This is a genomic window from Micromonospora sp. NBC_01699 (assembly GCF_036250065.1).
In the GTDB taxonomy this organism is placed as follows: domain Bacteria; phylum Actinomycetota; class Actinomycetes; order Mycobacteriales; family Micromonosporaceae; genus Micromonospora_G.
This window is the reverse complement of the sequence record NZ_CP109199.1, coordinates 450,267-475,523: the sequence shown is the minus strand read 5'-3', so window position 1 is coordinate 475,523 and position 25,257 is coordinate 450,267. Positions and strand designations below refer to the sequence as shown.

Genomic DNA, 25,257 nt, shown 5'->3' with positions numbered 1-25,257 from the left:
CGTCCTCAACGCCACATGCGAAAAGCAAGATCAACGACACAATGATGTGTGCCAGGGCCGATATGCGCTACCTCGGAAGTGCGTCATGACACCGCCGCCGCACGTCCCACGTCCTTGGGGCAGGCTGCGGTGACGTGGCCCGAAAAATCCGGACTCGAACTAAATGCACATTATCAAGCTGCCCGCCGATTAGCAAACCATTCTTCGAGGATTTCCGACGGCGGGCGGTACCCGAGACCGGAATGTAGACGCCGCCGATTGTAAAAGCCCTCGATGAACCTGATGATCTCCCGTCGCGCTTCGGCACGAGTGGCGAATGTTCGGTGATGCACCCACTCCGTCTTCAGCTTCCCGAAGAACGACTCGGCCATCGCATTATCGAAACAGATACCGGTCCGCCCGACCGACTGCCGCACCTTATGCCGACTCAACGCGACACCGAACTCGTGCGATGTATATTGACTACCGCGGTCGGAGTGAAATATCGCTCCGGTCGGCAACGGGAAACGCCGCGCGGCCATATCCAGAGCCCCGCACACCAACGACGCCGGATAACGGTCATCGACCGCCCACCCGATCACGCTCTTGGAGAAACAATCGATGACCGAAGCCAGGAACAACGGCCCTTCTCCGGTGTCGATCTGGGTGATGTCACCGACCATCTTCGCCCCGGGCGCCTCGGCGGTGAAGTCCCGGCCGACGAGGTCCGGGATCGGCCCGGCGGCCCGGTCGGCCACCGTCAGGCCACGACGGCGTTTGACCCAATGCCGTTCAGTTAAGGATGTTTGGGCAGGCCAGTTGCGGTGTTGGCGGGTTGGGGTGGCGGGTGGTTCGGTCGGTGGGGCGTTTGACGCGGTAGGAGTTGTGTCGGGCGCGTTTGATGACGCGGGGGCAGGTCCGGTCGCGGCGGGGTGGGTTGGGCTGGTGGCGAATCTCGTCGAGCGCGTCGGTCAGGGCGGTGTAAAGGTGTTCAGGGGGTGATGGCCGCCTGGTCGGTGACCTGGCGGCGCGTGACCCGGAGGCCTTTGATGAAGGACATGCGGTCGGGGTCGTAGCCCGCCGGGTCAGCGGCGTCCAGCAGGAGGGCGCGGATGGCGTAGTGGGCCAGTAGCAGTCCCCACATCTGTTGTTCGACCAGGTCCGGGGTCTTCGAGCGCAGGACTTCACCGCGTCCGCGTAGGTCCGTCTTGATCTCGTCCAGCGCGGATTCCTCTTCCCAGCGTTGGTGATACGCCTCGGCCAGGGTGAGGGCGCCGATCTCGTGCGGGTCGGTGATCGTGGTGATCACCACGATCAGGTCACCATCGAGGTTGCGGTCCGGGACGGTGTACTCGACCACCCGTACCCGGCGAGCCAACTCGGCGGGAACATCGTGGCCGGCTTTTGCCTGTTCGGCCAGCCGGGCCCGGCTGGCGGCGCTCAGCCCGGCTGTGTAGATCAGCGCGTGGTAGGAGCCGTCCGGAAGCCAGCTCAGGTGCCCGACCGACACCGACGCGCCGATCCGCCAGGCCAGGTCCGCGCCGGTGCCCGCGAACCGGTTGAACAGGTCGTAGGAGTACAGGCCGGCGTCGGCCATCACCAGCATGCCCGGCCCGACCGTGCTGGTCAGATCGGCGGCCAGGGTGCGCTCCCCGGTGCGGCAGCTACCCAGCACGGCACCGACAATCGCGTGGCTGCCGCACTCGGCGATGGCGGCGAGGTGCAGTTTCGGATACGCCGACGCTTTCGGCCCGGAGCCCATCCGGCCGAACCGTTCGGCATTGTCCGAGGTGTCGGCCACGTCGAAGCTGGTCGCGTCGATCGCCATCAACCGGCGCCGGGCCAGCCACGCGCCCTTGGTGCCCGAGGTCGCCAGAGGCACCGCGGCCCGCTCGAACAGCGCCTTCATCGGCTCTGGCCCGAGCCGTTGTCGGGCCTGGGTGATCGCCGACTTGGTCGGGACCTGCCAGTCGTCGTCCCACGAACCGAGTGCGCGCAGGTTACCCACCAACCGGCGCATCACCTCGTCGTAGGACTCGGCGAAGAACAAACCCATCGCGATGACGTAGCGGATCATCACATGCGCGGGCAGCCGCCTCGACCGCTTCTCCCGCCGCTCGGTGCGGTTGAGGACCTCCTCCAGCAGGTCACGCCCGAAACGGGCCGACACCACACCCAGCCCGATATGGTCGGTCAACCGGCCCCACGGCCGTTGCGCTGTCTCTACCACCGCTGACGTCACGGCCAGCCACCGTACCGCCCTCCACAACCGACGTCAGCTCACCACACTGACCTCAGCAGACGCCCTAACTGAACGGCATTGGCGTTTGACCTGTACAGGCACCAACCCGGCCGCCGCCATCAGCCGCCGCACGAGCTCGTCGTCGACCTCCACGCCGGCACGCGCGAGTTCAGCGTGGACCCGCCGGTAACCATAGGTACGACCAGACCCGACAAAGACGCTCCGAATTCTCTTCGTCAGTTCCAGACGCCGCGTTGCCCGCGCCGAAACAGGCCGGTCGAGCCACTCGTAGTACCCCGACCGGGAGACACCCAACATCCGGCACATCATGCTTACCTCAAAGTCGGCCTTCCCCCCGGAGATGAAAGCGTACCGCTCGCTCACCGTTGTTCTCTCGCGAAGAAGGCCGCAGCTTTTTTCAGGAACGCGTTCTCTTGCTCCAGTTCCCGAATGCGCCGTTCCATCTCGGCTGTCCGCACCCGATCGATCGCCTCGCGGGCGTCATCACTGCCACCAGGGTTCTTTTTCTTCTCCGCGATCACCCAGTTGCGTACCGTCTCCGCAATCAGACCGAAATCGCGGGCGACATCAGCGTAGCTGCGCTGCCCCTCGATCACCGCCTTGACCGCCTCGGCGCGCAACTCCGGTGAATACCTTGCTGGTTTCTTTGCCACGTACCGTTCCTTCCGGACTCTCATCACCCTACTTGGGGACGTGTCCGGAGTCCTCGGGGCACCTCACGGGCCAGGATCTCGACCGCCATGGCAGCCTTCTTCTGCCCTATCCCGGGTAAGGTCCGCAGCCGTGCCGCAAGGTCGGCGGCTCGTGGCTCGCCGGACCAGACCAGCCCGGCGTCGCTGCCGTAGCGGTCCACGACCAAGCCGGCGGCGGCCACGACCCACACCGACATGTTGTTCACGTACCTATGCAGGGCGGGCTGCTGGGCCACCGCGGCCCGCACGCCTTTCGGATCGGCGACGATACCGGCCGGATCGAGGTGACCGAGACGCCGCCGCAGCTCGTACGGTGCCTGCCAGGCGCGCTCGGCGGGTATGCCCTGGTCGAAGAGGACGGCCAGGAGGAACGCGAACGGGTCGGTGAGGACGAGGGTGTTGGCGTCCGGGTCGGGGGTAAAGCGAGGCGGAGCGTCAGCCCTCTCGGCCTGGTGCTCCCGCCCGTAACGCAGCAGCGCCGCCACCACGGCCTGACTCGTGGACGGTACGACGGACGGCTGCGTCTCGACGGGTCGAGCCTGCGTCGGAACCAGGTCCTTCGGCTGTTGGTCGTACCAGGCCAGTTGCTCGCCAAGCGTCAGCCCGGCAAGCGGCCGACGAACGGTCGCCCCGGCCTGCTCAAGAAGGTGCGCGATCGGCCGGCTGTACTCGTCGCCGGCATGAACCTCGACAATCCTGCCCCGCAGCGAACCCTCGGCACGCACCAGCTTTGCCAGCACCCACTGACCCCAGGCACGCCGATACTCAGAAGTTTGATCGGCCAGCGCGGTGTCGTACGGGGCGAGCACCGTCTCGGGCGGGACCAGCGCGTGTTCGGCACTCAGGATGTAGCAGCGGTAGGCCTGCTGCTCGGCGTACTCACGACGGCGTAGGAACAGTGGCGACAGGTAGAGATCTCGAGCGGGCATGGGATAGCCCGCTTTCGTCTTCACACAGCCAATCAGCGCGATGTCGGCACGCCCGAGGGTCTGGGCTGGCGCCACGACGCGGGTCTGCTGTGGCAGGGCGGTCTCGACGAGGGCGTACCGCCCGTGCCCGAGGCGGATCAGGGGTGTCCCGCAAGGGCTCGGTGGCCCACCGCTGGCGTCCCTGGTCATCCCCTGAATCACTGGCCCGAGTGATTCCGGCCGTCGGCTCGGGTCGACTCGCCGTACCTCATCAATCAGCTCGGCTCGCCCGAACTCTGGCTGTTCCACTGCGAGCCGGCGGGCAGCGGATAGAACGAGCTGCCAGGCGGGTTCATACCCCAAAACGTACCCCTCACCATCTGGACCAGCCTGAGGACTGAGGATCGCAGCCATAGGCCAAGATGTACATCGCCCAAAGGGCCTTTCCGAGCCGGACGGAACTCACCCACCCGCATGATCAGGTTTAGCCTGTCGCCGTACCCGAAGGTCACAACCGGTCCGCCGACCAGTGCCCACTCACCACCTGCGGCAACACTCGATCCCGACCATCCCGTCATCGGCGATGGCACGACCAAGCATTTGCAACGGAGCACCCAACGACCATCGTCGTACACGAATGCAACAAATGGATGCCGAAAACGCGGGGTGTGCGGCTACAACGGTTTCCTCGCATCACTATTAGGAAACCGATGCTCTATCCTCTGAGCTACGAGGGCGCGAGGCTACAGGGTACCCGCTCGCGGCCGGTCCCCGTCGACAGGGAGCGGTACGCGTCATCAGCTGCCGGCACCCGTCGCGCCCCACCCCGGGAACCCCACCCCGATCCCACAACCCGCCTGATCATCGCGCTACACGTCACGCAGCCGGACAATGAAGCAGCCGACAAGTTCGCTCACCCGTCGGCCGGGCGGCGGGCGGGGCCGTTGTCGACGAACTGGAACAGGCTCAGCAGGGGCGCGCCGCCGAGCTCTTCGAGGATCAGACCGTCGTTGGAGGAGAACTGGAGGTACGCCGAGCCGATGCTGACCCCGTACGCTCCCCTGCCGTTGGGGGTGATGGTGAACCGTTGGGCCGGGTTGGTGGCGTCGCAGACGGCCGCCTCGACGGTTGACGACCTCGCGTTCACCGGGACGTACTCCTGCCAGCAGCTCGGTTCGTCGGCGGCCGGATGGTTGTTGGCCCTGGTGTACGCCTTGATCAGGTACGTGTCCCCGTCGAGCGGTGTCGGGACGAACAGCTGGCGCCCACCGACCTCGTCGGCTTCGACGAGCCGGCCGTCGAGCGCCAGCCGCCCCCCACGAGCCTGCACCGGCGCCTGCACCGCCACGATCGTGACCTCACGCGTACCGGAGAGTGCCGGGTCGATCGCGTCTGTCGCTGCTTGCGGTGCCTCGGCGGCGAGCGGAGCTGATGCCGCCCCCACCGGGGCACCCGGTGTCGCGCCGATTGCGGGCCCGCAGGCCATCAGCGCGCCGGTGCACACCAGCATCGCCGCACCGGTAACCCACTTCATGGTGAACATGTCGTCCTCCTAGCGCTCCGTCACATCGGTGTCGGTTGGGAATCAAGATGGCGTGTCGGCGTCGGTTCAACACGCCTGCTGTCGCCCGGCGGTTTCACGGACCCTGGAAATCTTTTGTACGACCAACCGGGTGCCAGGTGCCGACGGACCAGCACCTGGCACCCGGGAGCCGGTCAGTGGTCCGGGGCCGTCTGGGCCACGGGGCGCCGGGGACATCCGTACAGGGTGTAGGCGAGCAGCCCGGTCGCGGCGAGGATGGTGGCGCAGACGGTGGCGGCGGTGGTGTCGGCGGGCTGGATCAACCAACCGGCAACCTGCATCCTCAGGTGCTCGCTGGGGCCCATCATCGGCAGGATCGCGATGAGGGTCCAGGCCAGCGGGGCGATCCAGGCGCGGGTGACGCCGAGCAGCGCCGCGCCGAGTGCGGTGAGTCCGAGCATGCCCGCGGTGTTGCGCAGTACGACGGTGAGCGGTTCGAAACGCGCCTCGGTGATCGTGGTGAGCAACAGCAGTCCGACTATCGCTCCGGCGGCGAGTACCAGGTGTCCGGCACGGCGTACCGGCCAGTTCATCGACGCGGTGTGGTCGAGGGCATCGTCGGCCCCGCTGAGGGTGGCGCCGAACGCGGCTACCGCCAGCGTCACGGTGAGGCTGATCAGACGCACGTTGATCGCCCGCGAGTCGGAGTAGGCAAACCACAACGCCCACACCAGCACGATCGCCGCCGTCGCGAGGGTCAGCGCGAGGGGAACCCGTCGGGACCGCAGGTAGAGCCGGAGCCACCTCACGGCGTCTCGCCGTACAGGAATGGCATTAGATCTTCGCCCTGGCAGTTCAGCGCGGCGGCGCGGGCCTGCGCCATCCGGCGTCCCTGCTCGGCCGGCGGCAGGCCGGTCAACGTCCGGTACGCGTCTTCCGCCTGCCCGCGTTCCTCGGGCATCAGTGCCTGCCAGGTGCTCGGTTGCCCGCGCAGCCAGGCGGCGGCCACCTCCTGGAAGAGGTACCGGCCCTCGGTTCCGCCGGGTTCTCCGCTCATCTTCGCGTCGCAGTCCTGCTCCCAGGCCGACCCGAGCAGGAATGTCAGGAAGATCGGGTCGGCGAATTCGCTGCTGACGATCCCGATCGAGGCAAGGCCGAAGCCGAGCGTGTCGGGCTGGTGCGGGACCGGGGCCGGGTCCGTGCTCGACCGTGCCCAGTCGTGAAGCTGTGGGCTTTCCACCACTCGGGTGGGGGCGTCGGGCAACTTCGCCGCCAGCATGGTCAGGGCCTGCCGGGCCGGGCCGACGACCTCGGGCAGGAGGTAGGCGTGCACCCGGGTCACGCAGACCCGCGGGCCGTCGCTGTCGCACACCAGCTCCCGGGCTACCGGGTCCACTGCGGCCGCGGCGGAGTAACCACCGGCGGGCAGGAGCGGTACCGCGATCACGGCACCGACCACCGCCGGGAGCACCGCCAGCGCAACCGTGCGGCGGCTGGCCGCGCCGACCAGGAGCAGTGCGGTGATGGCGAGGGCCGTCAGCCACAGCGCCTGGGTGGTGTTGACCCGCGCCACGATCGTCTGGAAGTCGTCGATGTTGCCGTCGTGGATCGGGCTGAGCAGGAGCGCCGCCGGACCGGGTTTGGCGTCCCCGCCCACCATGGGCTCACCCATCCACAGCGGAATTATGCCGGCCACGGCGGCGCCGACCACGGCGAGCGCCGGCGCGGTGAACAACCGGGGTACGGCCCGACCGGCGGCCATGCCGAGCCAGCCCGCGGCGATCAGCGAGATGGCACCGACCACGGTGACGGCGATCGCGGCGACCGGGAAGTATCCCGACGTCGGGGCTACCCATGGCACCCCGATGAGGAAGACCAGGAGGTAGGCGCTCACCATCGCGAGCGCGAGCGCGGCCGCCGCCGGCACGACTCGTTGCCGTCGCGGTCTGACGGTGCTGGCGAACAGTTCGTCGACCCGGTAGAGCGTGTCGCGCCGGCCCAGCCACGCTCCGCCGGCCAGTGCCAAGGGCAACATCAACAGCAGGTTCATCCGTACGGCCACCGCCAGCTGCATCCAGCGCCCTTCGAACCCGACGGTGTAGGACAGCAGCAGGCCGGTGCCGAGCACGATGGACAGCAGTGCGATGAACGCGGCCGGGGAGCGGCGCAGTTCGATGCGCAGGATCCGGGCCATCATGCCTTCACCTGCTCGCGGTGCGCCCGTAGCAGCGCCGAGTAGCCGCGCTCGGTGGCGCTGTCTCCGGCTGCTCCGGCGTCTTCCTCCTGCGCCAGCTGCGCCGCGCTGCCCTGCCACACCAACCGGCCCTCGTTGATCAACACCACGTCGGTGCAGGCGGCCGCGACGTCCTCGACCAGGTGGGTGGAGACCAGTACGCAACTGTCCACGCCGATGTCGCGCAGCAGTTCGCGGAAGTCGAGGCGCTGCTCCGGGTCGAGGCCCACGGTGGGCTCGTCGAGCAGCAGCACCTGCGGGTCGTTGACGATCGCCTGCGCGATTCCGGCGCGGCGCAGCATGCCCCCGGACAGCGTCTTCATTTTCGAGTCGGCGCGGTCGGCCAGGCCGACCCGTTCGATGGACCGCTGCACCGCACCGGCGACGACCGGCTTCGGCATCTCCTTGAGCCAGGCCATGTACTCGACGAACTCCCGTACGGTGAAGCGCGGGTAGAACCCGAAATGCTGCGGCAGGTAGCCGAGCCCTCGGCGTACCTCACGCAGGTCGGCGCGGCCGGTGGCGTCGTGGCCGAGCAGGTTCAGCCGCCCGCCGGCCGGCTTCAGCACCGTGGCCAGGGCTCGCATCAGCGTTGTCTTGCCGGCGCCGTTGGGGCCCAGCAGTCCGTGCACGCCGGTGCCCAGCGCCAGGTCGAGTTCGTTGACCGCCACGTGCCGTCCGGCTCGGACGACCAGTTTCTCGGCGTGCACCGGCCAGGCGTAGGTGGTCGGCGATATCTCCGCCGCGCTGACAGCGCGCATCATAATTTCTCCATTCGTGGTGTGGCATATCCGCCACCTGCGGGTGGAATGTCCGGCGGGGGCTGTGCTTCCCGTACGTGAAATCGGCAGCCCGGAGGGCGGGGCCGCCGATGTGGTGGCGTGCCGCCGGTGGAGCGGGGAACGTGGTGGCGCTCGGGGCGCCGGGGTCAGGTCAGGTCTGGTCCGTACCGAGACGGTTGTGGTCTGCGGCGCGGACGAGCACCACGGCCGTCAACGCCAGGGTGAGCCCGACCCATCCGGGCCAGCTGTCGCCGTTCAGGATGCTCGGGAGTCGATTGCCGGCCAGGCTCGGCAGCACCACCCCCGCGGACCAGGTGACCGTCAGCCCGAGTGCGGCCCGGTCCACCCCGACCAACCCGCCCAGCGCCAGGGTGCCGGCGATGAAGGCCAGGCACGGCAGCAACCATTGGGCCGGCGAGTGCCCGGTCCCCCAGCCCGCCACCGCCAGAATCGGCACGACCGCCGCCAGAACCGCGGCCGTACGGTGCAACAGCAGTCGCAACCCGGCTCGGGGCACGCTCGCCATCAGCTCCCAGGCGGGATCGGTGTAGCGGCTCCACGCGGCGGCCACCGGCAGCAGCGGCGCCACCGGCGCGATCAGCAGCACAAGTGACGGTCGGCTCTCGAAGACCTTCTCGAACATGACCGCGAGCAGCATCAACCCGGCCGCCGTGGCCAGCCAGGGCAGGAGCCGCGCCGCAGCCCCCGTACGCCGCAGCAGCCTGCGCCGCCTCCGGACGGGACTGGCGGCGATCCCCGCCGCGACCCCGTCGGCCACCCGGTCGAGCAGGTCCCGCGTGCCGGGGTCGATGGCGTCGGCCAGCAGCGCCCGGCAGTCGGCGCAGGATTCCAGGTGCGCCTCCACCGCCCAGACGGTCGCGTCGTCGACACCGGCGTCACCCATGGCGTAGCGGGAGATCAGGGCGTGTGTTGGGTGAGTGGTCATGACAACGCCTCCCGCATGGCGATCCGGGCCCGCCGCGCGCGGGTCTTCACAGTTCCTTCCGGGACACCGAGCAGCAGCGAGGTCTCCCGTGCCGTCAACCCGTCGAGGACCATCGCCCGCAATACCTGACGCAACTCCGCCGGCAGTGCCAGCAGGGCTGTTTCCAGGCGGGAGTCGATGCCGCCGGCCAGCGCCTCGTCCTCGGCCGCCGGGGCCATGTTCTCGAAGGTCTGTACCGCCGGCACCCGCTCCTGCCGGGCTCGCCGACGGAACGCGTCGACCAGTCGGTGGGCCGCGATCGTCCACATCCAACCCAGGGCGCTGCCCTCGGTCGAGGCATGCGCCTGGCTGCCGGCCGACCGCCACACCGCCAGGTACGTCTCCTGTAGCACGTCGGCCACCACGTCCGGGTCGGTGCAGCGCCGACGCAGCCGTACGGTCAGCCACGGCGCGGTGCGCCGGTACAGCTCGTCGAAGGCGCGCCGATCGCCGCGTGCGACGCAGCGCAGCAGCTCACCCTCGTCGAGTTTGTCCAAGCTTCGTCTCACACCAAGCAAGACGACGGGTACGCCCGCCACGGTTCTCCATATTCCGTGACGTGGGTCACAAAGCAGAACCGGCACCCGGCGACCTCGACCGACCGCAGGGCCCGTCTGTCCTCCCCCGCGACGCTAGCGCACGGCAGGAGAAGACGATCGGTCGTCGCTGGACCCATAGTGGGTGGGCCCCCGTCCAGCCGACCGGTACGGCATCCGACGATCGTCCGGGCCGGACGACCCATGCCCGCTCCGGCCGACCGACCGATTCTTCAGCCGACGGCCCCGGCCGAGTTTTTCAGCCGGCGGCCCCGGCCGAGCCCGGTGCCGACGGCAGCCTGCCGCCGCCCCGTCTCCGACGCTCACCACCGGATACATATTTCCGCACAGGAAAACAGTCATCGATATCGCAGCAGGGAGGGATCGCGTGAAGAAGTTCGCCACCGTATTTCTGGTAGTAATCCTGGGTGGTTTTCTGGTAGCGCCGGCCCAGGCGGGTCCGAAGCATCAGGACCAGAACCACTGGCGCCCCGGATGCGCGCAGCGGTTCGACCAGGTCGTCCGAAAGCGTGACGTGGCCTTCCAGGCCCGCGACCTGACTCGGCTGATGCCCACCTACCGGCAGGACGCCGTGGAGATCGATCCGACCGGGGCCTACCTTCCCGGCAAGGCGACGATCGAGGCGCATCTGACCAACCTCTTCGCCGTGGATTTCGTGTCCACCTTTGTGGAGTACCAGCGGATCGTCGACGGTTGCGGAACCGCGCTGCTGGTTCTCGAGTCGCGGTTCAGCAATCCCGCGATCGGCATCAACATGCATTTCATCACGTCACAGACCTTCACCTACGAACGCGGCCAGTGGCTTCTCCTGCTCGCCGCCAACACCACGATTCCCTGACGAAGGGGACCGGCGCACAACTGGCGCTCCCGCGTACCCACAACGCGGGAGCGCCAGCGTCGGCCGGGGGCGGATCAGAGGTCGACCGCTCGTGAGTTGAGTACGGACAGCAGGGTGCGGGCCTGGACGTTGACGTAGTGACCGTGCCGTACGAGCGAGTTCAGCTGACCGCTGGTGACCCAGCAGAAGCCGGGCGGTGGATCGATCGGCGCCTGGTCCGGCTCGGCCTCGATGATCAGGTAGCGGCTTTCGGCGTGGTAGAACCGGCCGCCCTCCTCGGAGTGGACGGCGTCGTAGCGGATCGTCCGGGCCTCCGCGTCGCGTACCAGGTCGAGGAACGGCGGGCGGCTCGGGCCGGTCAGGTGGTCGTGGTAGTTCGGCGTGAGCTGCACCGTCGGCCCCAGTTCGACCGTGTCGAGGAAGCCGCCCTCGACCCTGGCCTGGGCCAGCAGGTGGGGTACGCCGCCGAAGCGCCGTACCAGGAAGGCGGCGATACCCGTCCCGAGCGGTTCGAACAGCGGCTGGGTCCAGCCGGCCACCTCGCGGTTCCCGGCCTGGACCGCCACCGCCATCACCCGGAAGTACCAGTTGCGCACGTGGTCGATGGAGGACCCGCCGCGTACCCAGTCGCTGACCCTGTCCAGCGGGATCAGCCGGGCGGACACCTGGTGCCGGGCCCGCTCGTCGGTGATCCAGGACAGCAGGTCGATGTCGGAGTGCAGCGCGCCGGAGTCGGCGGGCCAGGCCGGCGCGCAGGCCAGGACGGTACGGGAGTCCATGTTGACCACGTTGTCGAGGCGCAGCAGCTCACCGATCTGGCCCAGGGTCAGCCAGCAGAAGTCGTCGTCGAGCGGGACGTCCTCGTCGGTTTCGACGATCATGTTCCGGTTGACCTTGCGGAAGAACCAGGAGCCGTGCTCGGACTGTAGGACGTCGGCCAGCACCCGCCCCCGGTCCCGCCGGGTGAAGTACTCCAGGTACTTCACCTCCCCGCCCTGGTGCACCCTTGTGTAGTTGCTCCGGGTGGCCTGGACCGTCGGGGAGAGTTGCAGCAGGTTCGGGTTTCCCGGCTCCATCTTCGCCTGCATCAGGAAGTGCAGTACGCCGTTGAACTCCTTCGTCAGGATGCCCAGGATCCCGACCTCCGGCTGGACGATGATCGGCTGCTGCCACTCCGGGAACGGCCCCTCCTCGACGGTCACGTGCAGCCCCTCGACCGTGAAGAACCGGCCGCTGCGGTGCCCCAGGTTGCCCCGGTCCGGGTCGAACGACCAGCCGTCGAGCTGGTCGAACGGGATGCGGTCCACCCGGAAGTGGTGGGCCTGCTTCCGGCCGGCGAGCCACTCGGGGAACCGCGCCGTGGGCATGCCCGCCCCGGTGGTCCTGATCTGGGCGGAGTAGGTGAACCGGCCGGGCAGTGTGGTGTCCTCGCGGGGCCGCAGCCGTGGGCCGGGTGGGACGAACGTCGCTTCCCGGGCCGCCCGGCCCGGGAAGCCGGTGCCCAGGTCAAGGTCGGTCATCGTACGTCTCCTCCCCGCCATCCGACGAACAGGCCACGGCCGGCCTGGACGTCACCGATGTACTCCGTCTTGCAACCGGCGTTCTCGAACGCGGCCTCGTACTGCTCCCGCGTCCACAGCCCGAACACGTGGTTCTCGGTGAAGTGCCGAATGCCGTGCCGGTCGGCGACCGTCCAGTGGCTCTCGATGTGGGTGGCTCCGTCCCGCTCGCGGCTGTGCGACACCCGGGCCACGGTCATCTCGGGGCGCCGGATGATGTCGCCGGCGATGTAGCCGTCGAGGTAGTTCTCCGGGAAGTACCAGGGCTCCACGACCAGTACGCCGCCGGGCGCGAGGTGCGCCACCATTCGGGTGAGCGTGACCCGCAGCGCCGCCACCGACGGCAGGTACGCGACCGCGGTGGACAGCGAGATCACCGCGTCGAAGCGCCGACCGAGGTCGAAGTCGCGCATGTCCCGCAGGTGGATCTCGACGCCGGGCAGCTTGGTCCGGGCGACCGAGACCATCGGCCCGGACAGGTCGAGGCCCTCGACGTGGTCGAATGCCCCGCTCAGGGTCAGCAGGTGCTCTCCGGTTCCGCAGCCGACATCGAGCAGCGAGGTCGCGTCCGGCCGGCGGGCGCGGACGATCTCGGTCACCAGCTCGGCCTCGCGGTCGAAGTCCTGGCCACGGGCCCGGTAGACCAGGTCGTAGACCCGGGCGAGGTCATCGCCGAACATCGGACCCCCTGTTCCGCCGTGGTCGGGCCGTACCCGGTATCGCCAGGTGCGGCCGGGGGTGGGGCGCGGCTGTCACGCGGCCAACTCGATCCACGCGTCGTCCCCGACCACCATCCGGCGTCCGGTGGCCCGCGAGCGGATGGTGGCCGAGCGGCCGATGAGCGATCCCCGCAGTCCGGGTACGTCCGAGATCGATGCGCCGTCGAGCACTATCGAGTCGCCCAGGTTCGTCGTCCGGACCAGGCAGTTCTCGCCGATGGCGGTGTACGGCCCGATGTTGCTCGCCTCGACCACGGTGTTCGCCCCGACGACCACCGGTCCCTCGATCCGGGACCGCAGCACCCGCGCACCGGGTCCGATCACCACCTGGCCGACGAGCTCGCTGGCGTCGTCGACGTCACCGAGGTTGGCCGACCGCAGTGCCCCGAGCTGGTGCCGGTTGCATTCGAGCACGTCCTCGGTACGTCCGGTGTCCTTCCAGTAGCCCTGGTATTCGATCGCCCTGACCTCGGCACCGTTGGTGAGCAGCCACTGGATCGCGTCGGTGATCTCCAGTTCGCCGCGTGCGCTGGGTGGGATCGCGTCGACCGCGTCGTGGATCGCCGAGGTGAAGAAGTAGACCCCGACCACGGCCAGGTCGCTGACCGGCTGCTCGGGTTTCTCCACCAGCCCCCGTACGTTGCCGTGCTGGTCCAGCTCCACGATGCCGAACTGACGCGGGTCGGCGACCTTGTACACCAGCACCTGGGCGGCCGGCCGGCGGGCGGTGAACTCCTCGGTGCTCCGGAGGATTCCGTCCGGCAGGAAGTTGTCGCCCAGGTACATCACGAAGTCGTCGTCGCCGAGGAAGTCGCGGGCGATCGCGACGCAGTGCCCCAGGCCGCGCGGCTCGTCCTGCCGGATGTAGGTGACCCGTACGCCGAGGCGGGACCCGTCGCCGATGGCCTCGTCGATGGCGGACGCCCAATCACCGACGACGATGCCAATGTCGGTGATGCCCGCATCGCGGATGCTTTCCAGGACGTACTCAAGCACGGGTTTGTTGGCGATCGGGATGAGCTGTTTGGGCATCGAGTAGCTGAAAGGTCTCAGGCGGGTACCCGACCCGCCCGACAACACCAGTGCCTTCATGACAGTGCTCCCCTCACGGCCGACCGTCGGTGTTCGACGGCCTTGCACAGTTCGCCGGCCACGGTCCGGACCTCGGCGTCGTCGAGTCCCTGGTGGATGGGGAGCAGCAGGGTGGCGGCGGATGCCTGCGCGGTCCCGGGCAGGACCGCGTCGGACTGGAAGAGCGGCACGGTGTGCAGCGGCTCGTAGCGGAACGTCGTGTAGATGCCGCGTTCCAGCAGGTCCTCGGCCACCTGGTCGCGGATGGCCGGGTCGAGCTGGATCCAGTAGAAGTAGTGGGTCGACTCGTGCCCGGCCGGCAGCCGTGGGGGGAGACGGATGCCCTCGACGTCGCCCAGCAACCGGTCGTACGTCTCGCTGATCGCGCGGCGCCACTCCACGAAGCCGGGCAGCCGACGCAGCTGTACGCTGCCGATCGCCGCGGTCATGTCGTTGCCGATGAGCCGCCGGCCGACGTCGTGGATGCTCAGCTCCCACCAGCGGTGGGCCACCTTGGACGCGGTGGTGAAGGCGCTGCGGTCGTCCACGCCGTGGTAGGCGAGTCGCTGGGCACGGTAGCCGAGTTCCGGGTCGCGTACATAGAGCATGCCGCCGTCACCCGTAGTGATCACCTTGCGGGAGTCGAAACTCCAGGTGGCGATGTCGCCGAAGGTGCCGACGCGCTGGCCGTCGACCGCGGAGGCGATCGACACGGCCACGTCCTCGATCAGCGGAAGGCCGCGCTCCCGGCAGAACGCGGCGATGTTGACCAGGTCGCCGGGGTGGCCGCCGTAGTGCAGTACCAGCACCGCCCTGGTCCGCTTGGTCAGCGCCCGCTCGATGTCGGCGACCGAGGGGTTGAGCGTGTGCGGGTCCACGTCGCAGAAGACCGGACGGGCGCCGGTGGACGCGATGGCGTTGGCCGCGGCGATGAAGCTGACCGACGGCAGCAGCACGTCGTCGCCGGGGCCGAGGTCGAGCAGCTCCATGGCCAGGAACAGGCCGGAGGTGGCCGAATTGATGAAGATGAGGCGCTCGGGCTCGACGTCCAGGTACTCGGCGAACTCCGCCTCGAACCTCTTGGTCCGGGGGCCGTACCCCAGCCAGTTTCCGGCGAACACCTCGCGTACGGCTTCGAGTTCCTCGGCGCCGAGATTGGGCTGGGAGATATTGATCATCTTTCCTCCGACGGTGCGGACGTCCCCCGTTCGGTGCGGTACCGCGCCCGAACTCCCGCCCCGGCCCGCTACGCTCCGCGACGAGCAAACCAGGCACGGAAAGACGTCACAGCTGAAAAATTCGCTCCGCATTACCACTGGTCGAGCCAAACACAAAGCATATCGTCAAGCTTCGCTGTCCGGCGCCGCATCTTCCGTGTTGCGGTATCGACGCGCACACTCGGAGATGACAGGGGGATATGCGCTGGTACAGGCTGTCGCACGTAGCGTGGAATCAGTGACTGTTCCCACCCGGGCCCGGCGCGTGCGGCGAGCAACGGCTGCCCGACCTCGTCCCGGCTCGCCACAATTATCGAGGGGGTTGCCTAAGTGCTTGGCAACGACGTACCGCCGACCGTAGCCGAGTGCCGCGTCTGCGGCGGCGCCGTCCAGGAATGCCTCGACTTCGGGCAGCAGCCCGTGTCCAGCGCGTTCGTCGATCCCGACCGGGCCGACGCGGAGGTCTTCTTCCGGCTGGCCGTGGGCTTCTGTACGACCTGCACGATGGTCCAACAGTTGGAGGAGGTGCCCCGGGACCAGATGTTCCGCCTGGACTACCCGTACCGGTCGTCCGGCTCCGCGGTGATGCGCAAGCACTTCGAGCAGACCGCCCGGCACCTGCTGGAGACCGAGCTGACCGGGCCGGACCCGTTCGCGGTCGAGGTCGGCAGCAACGACGGCATCCTGCTCCAGGACATCGCCAACGCGGGCATCCGGCACCTGGGCGTCGACCCGTCCGGCGGCGCGGCCACCGTCGCCCGGGCGAAGGGCATCCGGGTACGGGTCGAGTTCTTCGAGGAGACGTCCGCTCGGGCGATCCGGGCCGAGAATGGCCCCGCCGACGTCATCTTCTCCGCGAACACCATCAGCCACATCGCCTACATCGGCTCGATCTTCCGGGGCGTGGACGCGCTGCTCGCGCCGAACGGGGTGTTCATCTTCGAGGACCGCTACCTCGGCGACATCATCGAGCACACCTACTTCGACCAGATCTACGACGAGCACTTCTATCTCTTCTCGATCCAGTCGGTCCAGGCGATGGCCGCCACGTACGGCTTCTCGCTGATCAACGCCGAGCGGCTGTCCGTACACGGTGGCGCGGTGCGGTACACCGTCGCCCGTACCGGCTCCCGGGAGCCCGACCCCGCCGTCGCGGAGCTGCTCGCCCGGGAGCACGCCCTCGGGCTCGGCACACCGGACACGTACGAGCGGTTCGCGGCGAACATCAGCCGGACCCGGGACGACCTGGTCGCCCTGCTGCATGACCTGCGTTCGAAGGGCCACACCATCGTCGGTTACGGGGCCACCGCGAAGAGCGCGACCGTGGCGAACTACTGCGGCATCGGACCGGACCTGATCTCGGCCGTCTTCGACTCCACCGCGGAGAAGCAGGGACGACTGACCCCGGGTTCGCACATCCCGGTGCTGTCGCCCGAGGAGTTCGGCAACCCGTACCCCGACTACGCGCTGCTGTTCGCCTGGAACCACGCCGACGAGATCATGGCCAAGGAGCGGCGCTTCCGGGAGAACGGCGGCCGCTGGATCCTCTACGTCCCCGACGTCCACATCGTCTGAGCGGCGACAGCGGCGACAGCGGCGGAACCGTCGGCGCGGGCCCGTGGACGGGACACGCGGGCCCGGTCGAGGGAGGCAGCACGGGATGGATCTGGTCGAACGGGACCTTGAGCTGGCACGACTGGAGGACCTGCGGGCGCAGTGCGTACGGGGCAACGGCGGCGCGGTACTGGTCAGCGGTGCCCCGGGCAGCGGGAAGACCGCGCTGTTGAACGCCTTCACCCAACGGTGGACACGGGACGGTCCGCTCCTGCTCACCGCGACCGGCTCGCGGGCGGAACGCGGCGTACCGCTCGGTGTGCTGCGCCAGTTGCTCGCCGGTGCCGGGCTCCCCGGGAACGTCCGGGACGGCCTGGTGACACCGACGGAACCGGCAACGGGAGCCGGGCCGGCGGCAGCGGAACGGGCGAGCGCGGCGCCGGTGGCGCAGTGGTGCTCCGTACTGTTGGATCTCGCCACCGACCGGCCGGTGGTGCTCGTCGTGGACGACGTGCACCACGCGGACGACCCGTCGTTGCAGTGCCTGCTCTGGCTGCTGCGTCGGCGGAATTCGGCCCGCATCCTGCTGGTGCTCGGCGACCAGGCCCCCTCGACCGTCATGGACCCGTGGTTCCGGGCCGAACTCGTCCGGCAGCCGGGCTGCCACCGGCTCCGGCTGGCACCGCTGTCCGTGCCGGCGGTACGGGCACTGTTCGTCGACCAGCACGGTCAACCGGCGGCGGGTCAGCTCGCCGTCGCCTGTCACCGGGTCACCGGCGGAAACCCGGCGCTGGTCGAAGCGCTGGTCGAGGACCTGCGCCTGCCCGGCACGGGTGGGGTTCGCCCGGCCGGGCCGGTGCTCGGCGAAGCCTTCGCCCAGGCCGTGGTCACCTGCCTCTACCGGGCCGAGCCGGACGTGCTCGCGGTGGCCAGGGCGATTGCCGTGCTCCGGGGCGGTACGGCGACGGCGCTGGTCGGCCGCCTCGCCGGGGTCGACACCGGCACCACGGCACGCGCGCTCCGGCTGCTGGACCGCGCCGGTCTGCTGCACGCCGGCGCCTACCGTCATCCGGCCGCCCGCGCCGCCGTGCTGGACGAGATGGACGGGGCGACCCGTGCCCGTTGGCACGAGCGCGCCGCCGAGCTGCTGTACCGCGAGGCCGCCCCGGCCTCGACGGTCGCCCGGCACCTGGTCGCGGCCGGTGGGCCGGGCCAGCCCTGGGCCGCCGGTGTGCTCGGCGAGGTCGCCGAACGAGCGTTGTCCGACGGCCGGGTGGCCGAGGCCGCCGACCGGCTCAGGCTGGCCCGCGAGTGCGCCACCGACGGCCGGCAGCGCGCGGAACTCACCGCCCTCCTGGTCCGTGCGGAATGGGAGGTGAACCCGGCCGCGGCCGGTCGGCACCTGGCCGGGCTCGGACGGGCGCTGCGCGACGGCGATCTAGGTGGGCGTTGCGGCGTCGACCTGGCCCGCCGCCTGCTCTGGCACGGCCGGGTGGAGGAGGCGCTCGACGTGGTCGGCCGGCTCGCCGGATCCTCGGACGGGACCTCGGCCTGGCTGCTCGGCGAGCTGCGGGCACTGCGCGAATGGCTCGCCGTCACCATGCCGGCGGTGGCGGGGCGTTTCCCCGCCCTTGCCGGCGGCGCCGGGTCGGGCGGGGTCGGATGGCCGGCCGTCGATCCGTACAGCCGTGCGACGGCCGTCCTGGTCGCGGTGCTGCGCGGGACCGCCGACGAGCAGGTCCTGGCCGCCGCCGAGCAGGTCCTGGAGGGCGCGAAGGTGGGCGTGACCGCCCTCGAACCGGTCGTCTTCGCCCTACAGGCGCTGGTGTACGCCGACCGGGCCGACCAGGCCGCGCGGTGGTGCGACGGCTTCCTGGAGCAGGCCACCGACCAGGGCGCGGTGACCGCGGCCGCGATCCTCGCCGGGATCCGGTCGGAGATCGCCGGCCAACAGGGCGACCTGGCGGGGGCCGAGCGGTACGCCCGGACCGCGCTCGACCGGCTCGACCGGGAGAGTTGGGGTTGGGCGGTCAGCGTGCCGCAGGCGTCGCTACTGCTGTCGCTGAGCCTGACCGGCCGGTACGACGAGCTCGGCGACGTGTCCTGGTCCGACCTGCCCGCGCCGGCGATGGAGACCCGCGACGGGTTGCGTTACCGCTACGCCCGTGGCCACTACTGGCTGGCCGTCGATCGCGCGCAGGCGGCCCTGGGTGACTTCCTCGCCTGCGGGGAGCTGATGGCCCACTGGGGACTCGACCTGGCCACGCTGGCGCCGTGGCGGCTCGGCGCGGCAACGGCGTACCTGCGGTTGGGGCAGCCGGACCGGGCCCGGGATCTGGCCGGTGAGCAGCTCGACCGCTGCCCGTCCGGGTTCGGCCGGATCCGGGCCGGAGCTTTGTGGATCATCGCCCGGACCAGTGCGCCGCAGGCCCGGATCACGCTGCTGAGCGAGGCCACCCGGGCCTTCGAGGCCGTCGGGCACCCGTCCGAACTGACCCACTCGCTCACCGAGCTGAGCCAGGCGTACCAGGCGCTCGGCGACCACGACAAGGCCCGGTTGGCCGCGCGGCGGGCCGCCCGTACGGCGAGATGGTCCACCGGCGGCGAGTCCGACGGCCCGCCGCCGCCGGACCGGGACCCGGCCACCCCGTTGCCCGGTACGGAGGAGCTGAGCGCGGCCGAGCGCAGGGTCGGCGCGCTGGCCGCGCTGGGCTACACCAACCGCGAGATCAGCCGTCGGCTACACATCACCGTGAGCACGGTGGAACAGCACCTCACCCAGGTGTACCGGAAGCTGCGGGTGAGCCGGCGGACGCACCTGCCGGCCAGCCTCCGGTACGAGGTCGCCGACGCCGGCTGAGCGTCGGCGGACCCGCGCCGCCCCGGGTCCGGACCGGTCACCTCGATTCCATCGCACCGACCGTCCGGTAGACCTCCAGGCACTCCTGGTAGCGCGGCAGAAGGCCCTGTTCCAGCACGGTCTGGAGGGGTGGGGCGGTGCTGTCGCGTACGGACAGGATGGGGTCGGCGCCGCCGAGCATTCCCCGCCAGTCGATGCCGAGCTGCGGGTCGAGCGGATGCACCCCGAACTCGTTCGAGGCGTCGTAGGTCGCCGAGCAGAGGTAGAAGGCGGTGGTCTGTTCCGCCAGGGAGGCGATCCCGTGGCCCACCCCCTCCGGCAGGTAGACCATCCGGAGGCTGTCCGAGTCGAGCCGGACCGAGTCGTGGCAGCCGAAGGTCGGCGAGCCGATCCGGGTGTCCACGATGACGTCGTTCATGGATCCGTAGAGGCAGCACACGAACTTGGCCTGTCCGACGAGTCTGGTGAAGTGCACGCCGCGCACCACGTTGCGGTGGTTGACCGTGCAGTTCACCTGGGCCACCGGCAGGTCCCGCCCCAGGATTTCGCGCCACCATTCGACGCGTAGCAGTTCCGAGAAGACGCCCCGGTTGTCCGGCAGCACGCTCGGCGTGAATTCGAATGCGCCGGCGACCGCGAGTTCACGTACCTTCACCAGATCCTCCTCAGCAGAGCCTTCGGACGGCAGCAGAAGGGATATCAATAGTCATCGCACCGGAGTGCGATGCACACTCCCGCTGGCGCCATACGCCCCGGCACCTCACCGTCAAATATGTTTTCCGTACGACCCGATGTCAAGGGCGATCCAATTAGCCGCACCCCTGTTTACAGAACAAGGGTTGATAGGGGTTTTGGCCGACGATCCGGATTCCTAAGATTCAGGATGACGATCTACCCGCACGTCGCGCCGGAATCCGTCCACCCAGCCGGATCGGGCACCAGAATGGGGGTCAGCCAGTGACAGTCGACACAGCGCAACTGCTGCGCGAAATGGTACGCATCCGCTGCATTGAGGAGACGCTCGCCGAGGTTTACCGCGACGAGCAGGAGATGCGTACGCCGATGCACCTGTCCATCGGTCAGGAGGCCGCGGCGGTCGGCGTGTGTGCCGCGCTGGGCCGCGGCGACCTCGTCTACAGCAGCCACCGCTGCCACGCCCAGTACCTGGCCAAGGGGGGCGACCTGTCCGCCATGGTGGCCGAGTTGTACGGCCGGGAAAGCGGCTGCACGCACGGCCGGGGCGGCTCGGTGCACCTGATCGACACCGAGGCCGGGTTCGGTGCCTCGTCGGCCATCCTGGGCGAGATGATCTCGGTCGCCACCGGTGCCGCGTGGGCCATGGCGCTGGAGGGCTCGCCGGGCGTGGTCGCCACCTTCTTCGGCGACGGCGCGACCGAGGAGGGCGTGTTCCACGAGGCGCTGAACTTCGCCATGGTCCGGCACGTCCCGATCATCTTCGTCTGCGAGAACAACGGCTACTCGCTGTCCTCGCCGCTGGAGTACCGGCAGCCGCCGGGGAACAGCATCACCGGGTGGGCCCGGGGCTACGGCATGCCGGCCCAGCGGGTCGACGGCAACGACGTCCTGGCGGTACGCGCCGCGGCCGAGCAGGCCGCCGAGTGGTGCCGGGCCGGCAACGGTCCGTACTTCCTGGAGTTGGAGACGTACCGCTGGCGCGAGCACGTCGGCCCGAACTGGGACTACGACGTCGATTTCCGGACCAGGGCGGAGGTCGACTCGTGGATCGAGCGCTGCCCGATCCGCCGGGCCACCGAAGTGGTCCGGGAGCGAACCTCCACCATCGACGATCAGGTCGCCGCCTGGGAACAGGAGTTCCGGGACGAGGTGCGGCAGGCCATCACCAAGGCGAAGCTGAGCCCGTTCCCGGCGATCGAGAACCTGCTCGTCGGCGCGTACGGACCCAGCGGGAAGGCGTGAGACATGCGCAAGCTGAAGTATTCCGAGGCGATCGGCGAGGCCACCCTGCAATGCATGGAGGCCGACCCACGGATCTTCGTCGCCGGCCAGAGCATCGCGGACCGCAAGGGCATCTACGGTACGACCGTCGCCCCCACCGAACGTTTCGGGACGACCCGGATGCACGACACCCCGAACTGCGAGAACGCCTTCGCCGGGATCGCCGTCGGGGCGGCGTCGAGGGGGATGCGGCCGTTGGTGGTCTACTCCCGCGACGACTTCATGTTCCTGGCCATGGACGCGATCTTCAACCTGGCCGCGAAGTGGCGCTACATGTACGGCAACCAGGGCGGCGTGCCGGTCGTACTGCGTGGTGTGGTCGGCCACGGCTGGGGCCAGGGAGCCACCCACTCGCAGAGCCTCCAGTCGATCTTCGGGCACTTCCCCGGCCTGTACGTGGCCACCCCGGCCACCCCGGCGGACGCCAAGGGGCTGCTGATCAGCGCCCTTCAGGGGGACAACCCCGTGGTCCTGCTGGAGAACCGAGGTCTGTACGAGGTCGAGGGTGAGGTGCCCGAGGAGCCGGTGGCGGTTCCCTTCGGCGTGGGTCGGATCGCCCGAGCCGGGCAGGACATCACCATCGTGGCCGCCTCGCTGATGGTCCGCGAGGCCGAGCGGGCCGCCGAGGCGCTGACCGAGTGGGGCGTCAACGCCGAGGTGGTGGATGTTCGCAGCATCCGCCCGCTGGACGAGGAGATCATCTGTACCTCGGTGGCGAAGACCGGGCACCTGGTGGTGGCCGACACCAGCTGGGCCCGGTACGGATTCAGCGCCGAGGTGGCCGCCGTGGTCGCGGAGAACGTACTCGGATCGCTGCGCGCCCCGGTGCGCCGGGTGACCCTGCCGGACAGCCCGGCACCGGTGTCCTGGCCACTGGAGCAGGCGTTCAACCCCGACGCCGAGGCGATCGCCAAGGCGTGCCTGGAGGTACTGGGGATGGACCAGAAGGTCTCGGTCGAGTTGGATGAACTGGCACGCGACTTCATCGGCCCGTACTGAGCGGCTCACCGGGCCACCGGCGGTCGGAGCGACGAGGGGACGACATTGAGCAGCACGAGTGGGCGGCGCCTGCGGGTCGGCCTGATCGGCACGGGCGTCGGTATCCGGACGTACCTGCCGGGTTTCGCCGCCACCGGACGGGCCGACGTGGTCGCGCTGTCCGGTAGCAGTGCCGGCCGGGCCCGCGAGGTGGCCGCGGCGGCCGGCATTCCCACCGCGTACGACAACTACCGACAGCTGTGCGCCGACCCGTCGCTCGACGTCATCTGCGTCGCGTCGCCGAACCAGTACCACTACGAGCACTACCTGGCCGCCGCCGCGTCCGGCAAGCACGTGATCGTGGAGAAACCGGCCGCGCACGACGCCGAGGAGCTGGCGAAGTTCCTGGAGATTCCGACCGCCGCCGACCAGATAGTGCTGGTCGACCATCAGCTCCGGTTCAATCCCTACCTGCGGGTGCTGCGCGACCGCATCGCCTCGGGCGAGCTGGGTACGCCGTACCACCTGCGCATCCACCAGCAGGGCGTGGGCCTGCTGTCGCCGGACGTGCCGTACTCGTGGCGCTTCGACGCGGAGCGCGGCGGCGGCGTACGCCTCGCCATGGGCTCCCACCTGGTCGACCTGGTGGAGTTCCTGCTCGGCGGCGCGTCCACCGACACCGTCTTCGGCACCCTGGACGTCGTGGTGCCGACCCGGCGCGACTCGGCCGGACGAACGCATCGGGTGAGCGCTGATTCGGCGTTCTCGTCGGTGCACCGGGTCGGCGACGTCACCGCGCTGCTCTCCGCGAGTGCCGCCGCCGCGTCCGAGAACCTGTTCGACGTCGACCTGCTCGGCAGCGCCGGCGAGGCGCACTTCAGCCTGACCGACAAGTTGCGGCTGACCACGTCGGGCGGGCACCGGACGGTCGACCGGCCCGAGGGTGTCGATCCCGACGAGGTGCACAACCGTACGTCCGTGTTCAAGTCCTCGTTCGTCCAACTGGCCCGCGCACTGGTCAGTGCGGTGCTCGACGACCAGCGCGAGGCGCTGGCGGTGGGGTCGTTCCTGCACGACCAGATGCCCACGGCCCGTGTGTTGGACGCGCTGCTGGAGTCGGCGCGGACCGGAACCTCGGTCGCACTCGGCGAGCCGGTACGGTCGAGCTGATCGTCAGCTCGGCAGGGCCGCCGCGACTACCAGTTCCGGCAGCCGGTCGACGATCTCCGCCGGGGTGGGCTGCGCGGCGACCTCGTCGGCGACCTCGGCCGCGGCCAGGGCGAATCCGACCGTGCCCAGCAGCTCACGGGTGTACTCGGTGACCGTCTGCGCGGTGGCGTTGCCGGGGGCGAGGCTCAGCCCGGCGCCGGATGCCACGACCGCCTGGGCGTTGTCGGCCTGGTCGTCGAACTGGGGCAGGACGAGCTGCGGCACACCGCTCGCCAGCGCGGTCAGCGCGGTGCCCTGTCCCCCGTGGTGGATCACGACGTCGCAGGCTCCGAGCACCTGGGCCAGGGGCAGCCGGCCGGCGTGCCGGACCGCGGTGGGCAACGGTGGCCAGGTGTTGACGACATCGTCGTCGACCGCGACGACGACGTCGAGCCCGAGCCGGGCCAGGGCCTCCAGCACCGGGATGACCAGCCCCGGCACCGTGTCCGCGCCGAGCCGCGGCACCAGCGTGCCGACGGTCAGGCAGACCCGCGCCCGTTCGCGCGGTTCGAGCACCCAGCGGGGCACGTACGCGTCGCCGTTGTACGGCACGTACCGGATGCCCTGGTGTTCGGTGGTGTGCGGCAGCCGCAGGCTCGGCGGCCACGGGTTGATCACCCGCGCGGGGCGGGGCAGCGTGTCCCGACCGAGGTCGGCCAGCACCCCGCGCAGTTCGGCCTGCGCACCCGCCCGGTACTCGGGTAGCTCCGGGACGCCCCAGTGCATCTCCACCTGCGGGATGCCGTGCGCGGCGGCGGCCAGCGGCCCGGCGAACTCGGCCCGCTCGGACACGACCACGTCCGGTTGCCAGGACTCGACCAGCTCCCGTACGTGCGCCAACCGGGCCTCGGCGAGCTGCCCGAACGCGCGACCGTGGGCGTACCGCCGGTCGTCCGGCCCGTGCCCGGTCGCGGCGGCGGCCAGCTCGACGAAGTCGACGTCCGGCCCGCACGAGGACGCCGGCAACCCGGACCGCAGTACCACCGGTACGAACCGGTCCGAGGTCGCCACCAGCACCTCGTGACCGGCCAACCGGCCGGCCCAGGCCAGTGGTACCAGCGGGAAGAAGTGGCCGGACAGCGCCACGGTGGTGAAGAGAATCCGCACGGTGCCTCCCCTCGTGAGGGGCCGACCGGGGTCGGCTGCGATGGCGGGGCCCGGCTTCGGGCTCCGGAGCACGTCGCACCGGCTGTTGACCGGGCCAGGCAAGCATGTACCGGCAACCCACCCCGTGACTTCTTCGACCGTGCCCTCCTGGGCACCGTGATTCGCGCGTACCCGATGACCGTCGCTCCTGTGGGTCCCCAGCTCGCACCGGCGGTCCGGGCCGCGACCGTCGCGGCCGGGGCCCGCT

Annotated in this window: 22 protein-coding genes and 2 pseudogenes; 6 read left to right on the top strand and 18 right to left on the bottom strand. The window is 69.7% G+C overall.

Annotated features, from left to right (window positions below; all coding sequences use genetic code 11):
• Positions 1-173 precede the first annotated feature (173 nt).
• The 12 genes and pseudogenes from OG792_RS02165 to OG792_RS02115 form a co-directional block, all read right to left on the bottom strand.
• Positions 174-770, bottom strand: a pseudogene (locus OG792_RS02165) (IS3 family transposase); the annotation flags it as partial.
• Between the two features lie 200 nt (positions 771-970).
• Complete coding sequence (locus OG792_RS02160; RefSeq protein ID WP_329106845.1) at positions 971-2,221, bottom strand: IS4 family transposase; 1,251 nt, start codon at positions 2,219-2,221, stop codon at positions 971-973.
• Positions 2,222-2,254: 33 nt separating this feature from the next.
• The gene (locus tag OG792_RS02155) at positions 2,255-2,605 is read right to left on the bottom strand and encodes an IS3 family transposase (protein ID WP_329106843.1); all 351 of its coding nucleotides are present in this window, start codon (positions 2,603-2,605) and stop codon (positions 2,255-2,257) included.
• Positions 2,602-2,895 carry a transposase gene (locus OG792_RS02150; protein ID WP_329106839.1) on the bottom strand — a complete coding sequence of 98 codons (294 nt, stop codon included), beginning with the start codon at positions 2,893-2,895 and terminating at the stop codon, positions 2,602-2,604. Before OG792_RS02150 ends, OG792_RS02155 begins: the two co-directional genes overlap by 4 nt.
• Positions 2,896-2,918: 23 nt before the next feature.
• A complete protein-coding gene (locus OG792_RS02145; protein ID WP_329106837.1) occupies positions 2,919-3,938 on the bottom strand; it encodes a DUF6884 domain-containing protein in 1,020 nt (339 codons plus the stop codon).
• A 45-nt stretch (positions 3,939-3,983) separates the two neighbouring features.
• Positions 3,984-4,256: pseudogene (locus tag OG792_RS34600) on the bottom strand (DUF7669 domain-containing protein); the annotation flags it as partial.
• A 499-nt stretch (positions 4,257-4,755) separates the two neighbouring features.
• A complete protein-coding gene (locus OG792_RS02140; protein WP_329106835.1) occupies positions 4,756-5,385 on the bottom strand; it encodes a hypothetical protein in 630 nt (209 codons plus the stop codon).
• 173 nt (positions 5,386-5,558) lie between these two features.
• Positions 5,559-6,173 (bottom strand): hypothetical protein, encoded by a 615-nt coding sequence (locus OG792_RS02135; protein ID WP_329106833.1) that lies wholly within the window; start codon positions 6,171-6,173, stop codon positions 5,559-5,561.
• Positions 6,170-7,561 (bottom strand): hypothetical protein, encoded by a 1,392-nt coding sequence (locus OG792_RS02130; protein WP_329106831.1) that lies wholly within the window; start codon positions 7,559-7,561, stop codon positions 6,170-6,172. Before OG792_RS02130 ends, OG792_RS02135 begins: the two co-directional genes overlap by 4 nt.
• Complete coding sequence (locus OG792_RS02125) at positions 7,558-8,361, bottom strand: ABC transporter ATP-binding protein (RefSeq protein ID WP_329106829.1); 804 nt, start codon at positions 8,359-8,361, stop codon at positions 7,558-7,560. The genes OG792_RS02130 and OG792_RS02125 overlap by 4 nt, the downstream gene beginning before the upstream one ends.
• 169 nt (positions 8,362-8,530) lie before the next feature.
• Positions 8,531-9,325: a zf-HC2 domain-containing protein gene (locus OG792_RS02120; protein WP_329106827.1), complete on the bottom strand. Its 795-nt coding sequence runs from the start codon at positions 9,323-9,325 to the stop codon at positions 8,531-8,533.
• A complete protein-coding gene (locus OG792_RS02115; RefSeq protein WP_329106825.1) occupies positions 9,322-9,873 on the bottom strand; it encodes an RNA polymerase sigma factor in 552 nt (183 codons plus the stop codon). Before OG792_RS02115 ends, OG792_RS02120 begins: the two co-directional genes overlap by 4 nt.
• Positions 9,874-10,288: 415 nt before the next feature.
• On the opposite strand from OG792_RS02115, the gene OG792_RS02110 reads away from it, so the two are divergent.
• On the top strand, positions 10,289-10,759 hold the full coding sequence (locus OG792_RS02110) for a YybH family protein (protein ID WP_329106823.1): 471 nt from the start codon (positions 10,289-10,291) through the stop codon (positions 10,757-10,759).
• Between the two features lie 74 nt (positions 10,760-10,833).
• Here the strand turns inward: OG792_RS02110 and OG792_RS02105 are convergent, their stop codons facing one another.
• From OG792_RS02105 to OG792_RS02090, 4 genes are all read right to left on the bottom strand, one after another.
• Positions 10,834-12,279 carry an NDP-hexose 2,3-dehydratase family protein gene (locus OG792_RS02105; protein WP_442932362.1) on the bottom strand — a complete coding sequence of 482 codons (1,446 nt, stop codon included), beginning with the start codon at positions 12,277-12,279 and terminating at the stop codon, positions 10,834-10,836.
• The gene (locus OG792_RS02100; protein WP_329106821.1) at positions 12,276-12,998 is read right to left on the bottom strand and encodes a class I SAM-dependent methyltransferase; all 723 of its coding nucleotides are present in this window, start codon (positions 12,996-12,998) and stop codon (positions 12,276-12,278) included. Before OG792_RS02100 ends, OG792_RS02105 begins: the two co-directional genes overlap by 4 nt.
• Before the next feature lie 72 nt (positions 12,999-13,070).
• Positions 13,071-14,129, bottom strand: coding sequence for a glucose-1-phosphate thymidylyltransferase (locus tag OG792_RS02095; RefSeq protein ID WP_329106819.1), 1,059 nt, complete (start codon positions 14,127-14,129; stop codon positions 13,071-13,073).
• On the bottom strand, positions 14,126-15,286 hold the full coding sequence (locus OG792_RS02090; protein ID WP_329106817.1) for a DegT/DnrJ/EryC1/StrS family aminotransferase: 1,161 nt from the start codon (positions 15,284-15,286) through the stop codon (positions 14,126-14,128). The genes OG792_RS02095 and OG792_RS02090 overlap by 4 nt, the downstream gene beginning before the upstream one ends.
• Before the next feature lie 369 nt (positions 15,287-15,655).
• On the opposite strand from OG792_RS02090, the gene OG792_RS02085 reads away from it, so the two are divergent.
• Together OG792_RS02085 and OG792_RS02080 are read left to right on the top strand one after the other, a co-directional pair.
• Positions 15,656-16,900 (top strand): class I SAM-dependent methyltransferase, encoded by a 1,245-nt coding sequence (locus tag OG792_RS02085; protein ID WP_329106815.1) that lies wholly within the window; start codon positions 15,656-15,658, stop codon positions 16,898-16,900.
• 85 nt (positions 16,901-16,985) lie between these two features.
• Positions 16,986-19,739 (top strand): LuxR family transcriptional regulator, encoded by a 2,754-nt coding sequence (locus OG792_RS02080; RefSeq protein WP_329106813.1) that lies wholly within the window; start codon positions 16,986-16,988, stop codon positions 19,737-19,739.
• Positions 19,740-19,776: 37 nt separating this feature from the next.
• Here the strand turns inward: OG792_RS02080 and OG792_RS02075 are convergent, their stop codons facing one another.
• Entirely contained in the window at positions 19,777-20,394 is a 618-nt protein-coding gene (locus tag OG792_RS02075; RefSeq protein WP_329106812.1) for a dTDP-4-dehydrorhamnose 3,5-epimerase family protein, read from the bottom strand.
• Between the two features lie 302 nt (positions 20,395-20,696).
• On the opposite strand from OG792_RS02075, the gene OG792_RS02070 reads away from it, so the two are divergent.
• The 3 genes from OG792_RS02070 to OG792_RS02060 are packed head-to-tail and all read left to right on the top strand — an operon-like array spanning position 20,697 to position 23,864.
• Positions 20,697-21,677: a thiamine pyrophosphate-dependent dehydrogenase E1 component subunit alpha gene (locus tag OG792_RS02070; protein WP_329106810.1), complete on the top strand. Its 981-nt coding sequence runs from the start codon at positions 20,697-20,699 to the stop codon at positions 21,675-21,677.
• Between the two features lie 3 nt (positions 21,678-21,680).
• Positions 21,681-22,715 carry an alpha-ketoacid dehydrogenase subunit beta gene (locus OG792_RS02065; protein WP_329106808.1) on the top strand — a complete coding sequence of 345 codons (1,035 nt, stop codon included), beginning with the start codon at positions 21,681-21,683 and terminating at the stop codon, positions 22,713-22,715.
• A 45-nt stretch (positions 22,716-22,760) separates the two neighbouring features.
• Positions 22,761-23,864 carry a Gfo/Idh/MocA family oxidoreductase gene (locus OG792_RS02060; protein ID WP_329106806.1) on the top strand — a complete coding sequence of 368 codons (1,104 nt, stop codon included), beginning with the start codon at positions 22,761-22,763 and terminating at the stop codon, positions 23,862-23,864.
• A 3-nt stretch (positions 23,865-23,867) separates the two neighbouring features.
• On the opposite strand, the gene OG792_RS02055 is transcribed toward OG792_RS02060, so the two are convergent.
• Positions 23,868-25,010 (bottom strand): nucleotide disphospho-sugar-binding domain-containing protein, encoded by a 1,143-nt coding sequence (locus OG792_RS02055; RefSeq protein ID WP_329106803.1) that lies wholly within the window; start codon positions 25,008-25,010, stop codon positions 23,868-23,870.
• Positions 25,011-25,257: the final 247 nt, after the last annotated feature.